The following is a 6,440-nucleotide window of genomic DNA, read 5'->3' as shown; positions in this document are numbered from 1 at the left end:
GAATTCGCCGTCCCGCCACGCAGAACGGCCCCGGACCGACTGGTCCGGGGCCGTCCTGACGAAGTGCTAGATCACTTGGTGATCTTGGTGACGCGGCCCGCGCCGACGGTGCGGCCGCCCTCGCGGATCGCGAAGCGGAGGCCGTCCTCCATGGCGATGGGCTGGATGAGCTCCACCGACATCTCGGTGTTGTCACCCGGCATCACCATCTCGGTGCCCTCGGGGAGGGTCACCACGCCGGTCACGTCCGTGGTCCGGAAGTAGAACTGCGGACGGTAGTTGTTGAAGAACGGCGTGTGCCGGCCGCCCTCCTCCTTCGACAGGATGTAGACGCTGGCGTCGAAGTTGGTGTGCGGGGTCGTCGTACCGGGCTTGATCACGACCATGCCGCGCTCGACGTCCTCGCGCTTGGTGCCGCGGAGCAGCAGACCGACGTTCTCACCGGCCTGGCCCTCGTCGAGCAGCTTGCGGAACATCTCGACGCCGGTGACCGTCGTCTTCTGCGACTTGTCGCGGATGCCGACGATCTCGACCTCCTCGTTCACCTTCACGATGCCGCGCTCGATGCGCCCGGTGATCACAGTGCCTCGACCGGTGATCGTGAAGACGTCCTCGACGGGCATCAGGAACGGCTTCTCGGTGTCACGCTCGGGGGTCGGGATGTAGTCGTCGACCGCCTGCATGAGCTCCTTCACGGACTCGCCCCACTTCTCGTCGCCGTTCAGGGCCGGGAAGGCCGCGACCTTGACCACGGGGATGTCGTCGCCCGGGAACTCGTACTCGGAGAGGAGCTCACGGACCTCCATCTCGACGAGCTCGACGAGCTCCTCGTCGTCGACCATGTCGCACTTGTTCAGCGCGACCACGATCGCGGGCACGCCGACCTGACGGGCGAGCAGCACGTGCTCACGCGTCTGCGGCATCGGGCCGTCGGTGGCGGCGACCACGAGGATCGCGCCGTCCATCTGAGCCGCGCCGGTGATCATGTTCTTGATGTAGTCGGCGTGACCCGGGCAGTCCACGTGGGCGTAGTGGCGCGCCTCGGTCTGGTACTCCACGTGCGCGATGGAGATGGTGATACCGCGCTGACGCTCCTCCGGCGCCTTGTCGATCTCGTCGAACGGCGTGAAGGGGTTCAGGTCGGGGTGCTGGTCGTGCAGGACCTTGGTGATCGCCGCGGTCAGAGTGGTCTTCCCGTGGTCGATGTGACCGATCGTGCCGATGTTGACGTGCGGCTTGGTCCGCTCGAACTTCGCCTTAGCCACTGTGGGCTCCTCCTGTTGTTGTCATGTGACTCGTTGATTCTGCTGCATGCCGAGGGTCCGGCCAAATGGTGCCTGGGGTCACTCGCCGCGGACCTTCTTGACGATCTCGTCGGCGATGCCCGCAGGGACCTCGGCGTACGAGTCGAACTCCATCGAGTACGACGCCTGGCCGGAGGTCTTGGACCTCAGGTCGCCGACGTACCCGAACATCTCGGACAAGGGGACGAGCGCGGTGACGACGCGGTCGCCGTGACGCTCCTCCATCGCCTGCACCTGGCCGCGGCGGCTGTTGATGTCGCCGATCACGTCGCCGAGGAAGGTCTCCGGGGTGGTGACCTCGACGGCGAACATCGGCTCCAGCAGCACGGGCTTGGCCATCCGTGCGGCCTCCTTGAAGGCCTGGTTGCCGGCGATCTTGAAGGCGAGCTCGGAGGAGTCGACGTCGTGGTAGGCGCCGTCCTCCAGGGACACCTTCACGTCGACCATGGGGTAGCCGGCCAGGACGCCGAACTCCATGGCGTCCTGCGCACCCTGGTCGACCGACGGGATGTACTCGCGCGGGATGCGGCCACCGGTCACGTTGTTCACGAACTCGTAGCCGGCACCCAGCCCGGTCTCCGGGTCGATGCTCGGCTCGAGCGAGATGACGACCTTCGCGAACTGACCCGAGCCACCCGTCTGCTTCTTGTGGGTGTAGCTGTGGTTCATCACCGGCTTGCGCAGCGTCTCGCGGTAGGCCACCTGCGGCTTGCCGACCGTCGCCTCGACGCGGAACTCACGCTTCATCCGGTCGACCAGGATCTCGAGGTGGAGCTCACCCATGCCGGCGATGATCGTCTGGCCGGTCTCCTCGTCGGTCTTGACCGTGAACGTCGGATCCTCGTCGGAGAGGCGCTGGATCGCCGTCCCCAGCTTCTCCTGGTCGCCCTTGGTCTTGGGCTCGATCGCCACCTCGATCACCGGGGCCGGGAACGACATCGACTCGAGCACGACCGGCTTGCCGAGGTCGCACAGCGTGTGACCCGTCTTGGTGTCCTTCAGACCCATCACCGCCACGATCTGGCCGGCGCCGACCGACGCGATCTCCTCACGCTTGTTGGAGTGCATCTGGTAGACCTTGCCGATCCGCTCCTTCTTCCCCGTGACGGAGTTCAGGACGGTCGAGCCGGCCTCCAGCTTGCCGGAGTACACGCGGACGTAGATCAGCTTGCCGAGGTGCGGGTCGCTGGCGATCTTGTATGCCAGGCCGGCGAACGGCTGGTCGTCCGAGGGCTGCCTCTCGATCTTCTCGTCCTCGTCGTTCGGCTTGTGGCCGACGATCGCGTCGATGTCGAGCGGGCTGGGCAGGTACTTCACGACCGCGTCGAGCAGGGGCTGCACGCCCTTGTTCTTGAACGCCGTGCCGCACAGCACCGGGTTGACCAGGTCGGCCAGCGTGGCGCGACGGATGCCGGCCTCGATCTCGGCCACGGAGAGGTCCTCGCCCTCGAGGTACTTCTCCATGATCTCGTCGTCGGCCTCGGCGAGGGTCTCGAGCAGCTTCTCGCGGTACTCGTCGGCCTGGGCCCGCATCGACTCGGGGATCTCCTCGACGTCGTAGTCCTCGCCCATCTTGGTCTCGCCGCGCCAGGTCAGGGCACGCATGCCGACCAGGTCGACGACACCCATGAAGTCGTGCTCGGCCCCGATCGGGAGCTGCAGCACCAGCGGCGTGGAGTTCAGCCGCTCGACCATCATGTCGACGCAGCGGAAGAAGTCCGCACCGGTGCGGTCGAGCTTGTTGACGAAGCACATCCGGGGCACGGAGTACTTGTTCGCCTGGCGCCAGACCGTCATCGTCTGCGGCTCGACACCGGCGACACCGTCGAAGACCGCGACCGCGCCGTCGAGGACGCGCAGCGAGCGCTCGACCTCGGCCGTGAAGTCCACGTGGCCAGGGGTGTCGATGATGTTGATCTGGTGGTCCTTCCACCAGCAGGTCGTCGCGGCGGACGTGATCGTGATGCCGCGCTCCTGCTCCTGCTCCATCCAGTCCATGACGGCGGCGCCCTCGTGGACCTCACCGATCTTGTAGGTGATGCCGGTGTAGAAGAGGATGCGCTCGGTCGTGGTGGTCTTGCCGGCATCGATGTGCGCCATGATGCCGATGTTGCGGACCTTCTTCAGGTCCGTGGTGATGTCGACAGCCACTGGGGGTTCGTTTCCTTAGGTAGGGCCAGGTCGACTGACCTGGGGCCGGTGGGCGCGCCGTACGAGATCGTCGTACGGCGGCCGGTCACCAGCGGTAGTGGGCGAAGGCCTTGTTGGACTCGGCCATCTTGTGGGTGTCCTCGCGCTTCTTCACAGCGGCACCGAGGCCGTTGGAGGCGTCGAGGATCTCGTTCATCAGGCGCTCGGACATGGTCTTCTCGCGACGGTCCTGGGCATACCCGACCAGCCACCTCAACGCGAGAGTGGTGCTACGTGTTCCCTTGACCTCGATCGGGACCTGGTACGTCGCGCCACCGACGCGGCGGGACTTCACCTCGATCGCCGGCTTCACGTTGTCCATGGCCCGCTTGAGGGTGACCACGGGGTCGGTGCCGGTCTTGTCGCGGCAACCTTCGAGCGCGGTGTAGACGATGCGCTGGGCGACCTGCTTCTTGCCGTCCCGAAGCACCTTGGAGACCAGCTGGGTCACCAGCTGGGACCCGTAGACCGGGTCGACGTCGATCGGCCGCTTGGGAGCGGGACCCTTGCGTGGCATGTCAGTTCACCATCCAGACGGAAAGGGCGGCCGGCCGCTTGGGAGACTCTGCCGAAATGGGCCACTTGCGAGGCATCAGCCCTTCTCCTTCTTCGCGCCGTAGCGGCTCCGGGCCTGCTTGCGGTTCTTCACGCCCTGGGTGTCGAGCGTGCCGCGGATGATCTTGTAGCGGACACCGGGCAGGTCCTTCACCCGGCCGCCGCGGACGAGCACGATCGAGTGCTCCTGGAGGTTGTGACCGACGCCCGGGATGTACGCCGTGACCTCGACGCCGCTCGACAGGCGCACGCGGGCGACCTTGCGGAGGGCGGAGTTCGGCTTCTTCGGGGTGGTCGTGTAGACGCGGGTGCAGACGCCGCGGCGCTGCGGGGAGCCCTTGAGGGCCGGCGTCTTGGTCTTCGACGCCTTGTCGCGCCGGCCATGACGGACCAGCTGCTGGATGGTGGGCACTCGGTCGTTCCCTTTCTGTCCCTACCTCAGTGCTCGGCGCCTTGCCGGGCACGCTCGTGTTGCGTGTGGTGCGGTGTGCCATGGTCTGGGTGGCCGCGCCCCTCGCGAACGATTCCGGAGGTGGGCACGCAGACGGGTCCGAACGAGCCGGACACGGTCTTCAAGGTTACTCGCGCACGCCTGGGCGACCAAAACGAGAATCGTCAGGCGGCCCGGACGGTGACCGCGTGCGGCTCGGCGTCCGACTCCTCCTCGCGGCTGGGCCGCGCGAAGAGCGCGACCGCCAGCACCACGCCGACGATGGTGAGCAGGCCGCCGCCCAGCAGGGTCCACCGGGCACCGAACTGCTCGCCGACCCAACCGATGAACGGCGAGCCGATCGGCGTACCGCCCATCACGATGGTCATGTACAGGGCCATCACCCGGCCGCGCAGGGCAGGCAGCGACTCGAGCTGCATGGTCGCGTTGGCAGAGTTCAGCATGGTCAGGGTGCAGACGCCGATGAGCGGGCAGATCAGCGCGAACGCGACGTACGTCGGCATCAGGCCGGCGACGATCTCGGTGGCGCCGAAGCCCAGCCCGGCGCCCGCGACCAGCCGCAGGCGGATCCGCACTCGCCGTGCGGCGAGCAGGGCACCGATCAGCGAGCCGACCGCCATCGCCGAGCCGAGGATGCCGAACTCGCCGGCACCCTTGCCGAACACGTGCGTGGCCATCAGAGCCGAGGTGATCTGGAAGTTCATGCCGAACGTGCCGGCGAAGAACACCATCACCAGGATGGCCATCCTCTTCGGCTGGCTGCGGATGTAGCGGACGCCCTCGAGCAGCATGCCCGGTGTGCGTTCGACCGGCTTCGGGGAGCGGAGCAGCGTGGGATCCATGTGCTGGAGCTGCCAGATGACCGCGCCGTACGACAGGGCGTTGATCATGATCACCCAGCCGGTGGCCCAGGCGCCGCCGCCCATCGCACCGATCATCAGGCCGGCCAGACCAGGCCCCATGATGCGGGCGGCGTTGAAGGTCGCGGAGTTGAGGCCGACGGCGTTGGTGAGGTCGTCGGGGCCGACCATCTCGGAGACGAACGACTGGCGGGCGGGCGCGTCGAACGCCGAGCCGATGCCGAACAGGAAGGCGATCACGTAGACCATCCACACCTCTGCCACCCCGGTGACGGCGAGGACGCCGAGGACCAGGGAGGCGAGAGCCATGGTCAGCTGGGTGAGCTGGAGGAGCCGACGCTTCGGGAAGCGGTCGGCGATGACGCCGGCGTACGGCGAGAGGAGCAGGACCGGCAGGAACTGCAGGCCGGTGGTGATGCCGAGTGCCGTGCCGCTGCCGTCGGTGAGGCGGAGGACCAGCCAGTCCTGGGCGACCCGCTGCATCCAGGTGCCGGTGTTGGAGATCAGGCTGCCGAGCGCGTAGCGCCGGTAGTTCGGGTTGTGGAGGGCTCTGAAGGTGGGGCTCAAGATCTGCTTTCGGTGGCGGTTCGGTCGTGGTCAGTCGGCGTCGGCGAGGCGCTCGAGGAGGGGTGCGGCGTGGCGGAGCGTCTCGCGCTCGTCGGGAGTCAGCTCGCGCAGGCGGCAGGCCAGCCAGGCGTCGCGGCGGACCCGGTCGGCGCGGAGCGTCGCCCGGCCCTGGTCGGAGAGGACGACCACCACCTGGCGGCCGTCGCTCTCGTGCGCCCGGCGAGCGACGTACCCGCCCTCCTCGAGGCCGTTGACGATGCGGGTCATGCTCGGCGGCTGCACGCGCTCGCGGGCGGCCAGCTCGCCGACAGTCAGGTCGCCGTTGCGGTACAGGCTCCCCAGGACCGCCATCGCCCCGATGCTCAGCGGGTTGTCGGGATGGCGCTCGTTGGCCAGCCGCCGGCGCAGCCGCATGACGCTGAGCCGCAGCTCGCTCGCGAGCCCGGCATCGCTCCGGACCACGGTCTGCACAGTAGGCATGTCGTTAGCATAACTCATTACCTACGCTAACCA

General features: G+C 67.5%; 6 protein-coding genes. All 6 read right to left on the bottom strand.

Going from position 1 to position 6,440, the window contains the following annotated elements; all coding sequences use genetic code 11:
* Nucleotides 1-71: 71 nt before the first annotated feature.
* The 6 genes from tuf to VGK78_RS02085 all read right to left on the bottom strand — a co-directional run bounded on the left by tuf (nt 72) and on the right by VGK78_RS02085 (nt 6,407).
* Nucleotides 72-1,265, bottom strand: coding sequence for an elongation factor Tu (gene tuf, locus VGK78_RS02110; protein WP_331525620.1), 1,194 nt, complete (start codon nt 1,263-1,265; stop codon nt 72-74).
* Between the two features lie 78 nt (nt 1,266-1,343).
* On the bottom strand, nt 1,344-3,455 hold the full coding sequence (gene fusA / locus VGK78_RS02105) for an elongation factor G (RefSeq protein WP_331525619.1): 2,112 nt from the start codon (nt 3,453-3,455) through the stop codon (nt 1,344-1,346).
* 85 nt (nt 3,456-3,540) lie between these two features.
* Nucleotides 3,541-4,011, bottom strand: coding sequence for a 30S ribosomal protein S7 (gene rpsG / locus VGK78_RS02100; protein ID WP_331525618.1), 471 nt, complete (start codon nt 4,009-4,011; stop codon nt 3,541-3,543).
* 75 nt (nt 4,012-4,086) lie between these two features.
* Nucleotides 4,087-4,461: a 30S ribosomal protein S12 gene (rpsL, locus tag VGK78_RS02095; RefSeq protein WP_331525617.1), complete on the bottom strand. Its 375-nt coding sequence runs from the start codon at nt 4,459-4,461 to the stop codon at nt 4,087-4,089.
* Between the two features lie 203 nt (nt 4,462-4,664).
* Nucleotides 4,665-5,927 (bottom strand): MFS transporter, encoded by a 1,263-nt coding sequence (locus VGK78_RS02090; RefSeq protein WP_331525616.1) that lies wholly within the window; start codon nt 5,925-5,927, stop codon nt 4,665-4,667.
* 30 nt (nt 5,928-5,957) lie between these two features.
* Nucleotides 5,958-6,407, bottom strand: a complete 450-nt coding sequence (locus tag VGK78_RS02085; protein WP_331525615.1) for a MarR family transcriptional regulator — start codon at nt 6,405-6,407, stop codon at nt 5,958-5,960.
* Nucleotides 6,408-6,440 lie beyond the last annotated feature (33 nt).

Source organism: Nocardioides sp. (genome assembly GCF_036503465.1).
In the GTDB taxonomy this organism is placed as follows: Bacteria; Actinomycetota; Actinomycetes; order Propionibacteriales; family Nocardioidaceae; genus Nocardioides.
Note: the sequence above shows the minus strand (reverse complement) of the source record. Positions and strands in the feature narration are given on the sequence as shown.